The organism is Micropruina sp. (assembly GCF_047607385.1).
GTDB lineage: Bacteria > Actinomycetota > Actinomycetes > Propionibacteriales > Propionibacteriaceae > Micropruina.
This window is the reverse complement of the sequence record NZ_JASGDE010000150.1, coordinates 1-2,695: the sequence shown is the minus strand read 5'-3', so window position 1 is coordinate 2,695 and position 2,695 is coordinate 1. Positions and strand designations below refer to the sequence as shown.

At 38.1% G+C, this 2,695-nt stretch carries 4 protein-coding genes and 1 pseudogene; all 5 read left to right on the top strand.

The genetic code is table 11. The features are described from left to right. Positions 1-327: pseudogene (locus QM582_RS13460) on the top strand (peptidase M28); the annotation flags it as partial. Between the two features lie 282 nt (positions 328-609). Then, positions 610-1,119, top strand: coding sequence for a DUF84 family protein (locus QM582_RS13455; protein ID WP_000869932.1), 510 nt, complete (start codon positions 610-612; stop codon positions 1,117-1,119). A gap of 83 nt (positions 1,120-1,202) precedes the next feature. Beyond that, positions 1,203-1,517, top strand: coding sequence for a thioredoxin family protein (locus tag QM582_RS13450; protein ID WP_000838193.1), 315 nt, complete (start codon positions 1,203-1,205; stop codon positions 1,515-1,517). Between the two features lie 78 nt (positions 1,518-1,595). Then, the gene (locus QM582_RS13445; protein ID WP_000784605.1) at positions 1,596-2,408 is read left to right on the top strand and encodes a DUF1444 domain-containing protein; all 813 of its coding nucleotides are present in this window, start codon (positions 1,596-1,598) and stop codon (positions 2,406-2,408) included. Continuing rightward, a partial coding sequence (locus tag QM582_RS13440; protein WP_415085188.1) for a DUF4479 family protein occupies positions 2,405-2,695 on the top strand: 291 nt, incomplete at its 3' end. The genes QM582_RS13445 and QM582_RS13440, both read left to right, overlap by 4 nt.

Below are 2,695 nucleotides of genomic sequence, written 5' to 3'. Positions count from 1 at the left end.
GGTCAATTAGGAAAAGGTGCCCTTCTTCGTATTTACGATCGCACGATGGTAACACATAGAGGAATGCGCGAATTCATTTTAGATACAGCAGAAACAAACAACATTCCGTACCAATACTTTATTTCACAAGGTGGTACAGATGCTGGCCGTGTACATACAAGTAACTCTGGTATCCCATCAGCAGTAATTGGTGTTTGTGCACGCTACATTCATACACATGCTTCAATTTTACATGTTGATGATTATGCAGCGGCGAAAGAATTAATTACGAAGCTTGTAAGAACAACAGATAAAACGACGTTAGAGACAATTAAGAATAACGCGTAGAGAAGAAGGGCGAAAAACCCTTCTTTTTTTAGGTTGAATAGATGACCCAGCGATGATTGGGAGCGGTCAGTGCTTAATTGGTGTTCGAATGATGTATGAAGACTCCAAGTAGGAAGTGAGAGGAAGGCTGTTTTTGTTTTCGAAGACGGTAATGTTGCTAGAAAAACCCTTCTTTTTTAGGCTGAATAGATGACTTGGTGATATGTGGTAGTGGTTGATACTTAATTCGTATCTGATGCGGATATTAGAATAGAATGATGAATTTTTATAGAGGTGAACGAAATGAAGGTAGTAGTTGGATCGAAGAATAAAACGAAGGTTGGCGCTGTGGAGAAGGTTTGGAAAGATGCTGAAATTACATCTCTTTCTGTTCCTTCAGGAGTAGCAAATCAGCCGTTTTCAGATGAAGAGACGATGCAAGGAGCGATTAATAGAGCGAAGCGAGCGCTAGAGGAAGGAGGAGCTCAAATTGGTATTGGGCTAGAAGGCGGCGTAATGAAAACGGAGTACGGTTTATTTATGTGTAATTGGGGCGCGCTAGCAACAAGTGATGGTAAAATATTTGTTGCCGGCGGGGCACGTATTACGTTACCGGATGATTTTTTAGCACCTCTTGAAGAGGGCAAGGAGTTAAGTGAAGTGATGGAAGAGTTTGTACATAGAAAAGATATTCGTAGTCACGAAGGTGCAATCGGTATTTTTACAGATGATTATGTTGATCGCACGGAATTATTTGTACACGTTGTTAAGTTACTTGTTGGGCAATATAAGTATGACGAAAAGCAAGCATAAACCTTGCACCATGCGTGATGTATGGTAGTATAAAAGAAAGATTATAACATGAAAACATGCACTCGTTAGAGGAGGAAATATAGATGAAGTCATTAGAAAGCATGGAGCAATTCCAACAATTAAAAAATGAAGAGAATGTAGTCTTTATGTTCTCAGCAGAATGGTGCCCAGACTGCCGTTTTGTAGACCCATTTATGCCAGAAGTAGAAGAGAAATATAGTGATTTCTCATTTTACTATGTAGATCGTGATGAGTTTATTGATCTATGTGTAAAATTAGACGTATTTGGCATTCCGAGCTTTGTAGCGTACAATAAGGGTGAAGAAACTGGTCGCTATGTAAACAAAGATCGTAAAACACAAGAACAAATCGAAGAGTTTATTGAAGGTTTAAAATAAGGCAATTTGCCAATTGAATTGTAAAACAACCTCTACCTTCGCGGGGGAGGTTATTTTTTTGGAAGGGAGGAAAAAGAGATGAAGATGACAAGTAAAAAGATGAAAGACGAGTTAATGAAGAAATTATCTCGCCCAGAATGGGACTTTCAGTATGATAGCGAGAAAGAAGTTCTACGTATTGAACAGAAAGACTCTAAAAAAGGTATTAACGTATCGCTTCCAGGAGTTGTGGCAAAATGGGAAGTGAATAAAGAAAAAGCAATTGAAGAGGTTGCTTATTATGTACAAGAAGCGCTAATTGCGATGCATAAAGAAGAAAATAGCGGAGCGAAAATTTTACCTGTTATTCGCTCTACTTCTTTCCCGAAACAAGCAGAAGAAGGAAATCCGTTTATTATGACGGATCATACGGCGGAAACACGTATTTACTATGCGTTAGATTCGAATAAAACGTATCGACTAATCGATGAGCGTCTGTTACAAAAATTAGAACTTACAGAACAGCAAGTACGTGAAATGGCATTATTCAATGCTCGTTCATTAGGTTATGAATTTAAACAAGACACAGTAGCGGGTAATACATTCTACTTTTTAAACACAAATGATGGATATGACGCGACGCGTATTTTAAACGAATCGTTACTACAATCGATGCGTGAAAAAATTTCTGGTGACATGGTTGTTGCTGTTCCTCACCAAGATGTATTAATTATTGCTGATATCGTTAACGAAATCGGTTATGATATTATTGCACAAATGACAATGAAATTTTTTGCCGAAGGGCATGTTCCGATTACATCACTTTCATTCGTATATGAAGATGGAGACTTTGAACCAATCTTTATTTTAGCGAAGAATCGGAAGAAGACAGATGGAAAAGAGAAAGGATGAACGAAGTGAACGTTTTTTACAACCTTGAAGGAATTGGTGACACTTTAATTGTTGCCTTACAAGATATTACTTTAGAGAACCGTACTTTTGATCGCAAAGGAGATGTTGCTCGCGTTTATGATCGTGAAAGCAACGTAACGGGAGGATTCAACATCTTTAATGCATCTTCTTATTTAGAAGTAACAGAAACAGGTAACCTTACATTAACGAAAGAGCTTGTTGAGAAAATCAACGAAATTTTAGCGAAGAACGGCTTTGAAGAAACAGTAGAAGCAGATCTTTCTCCG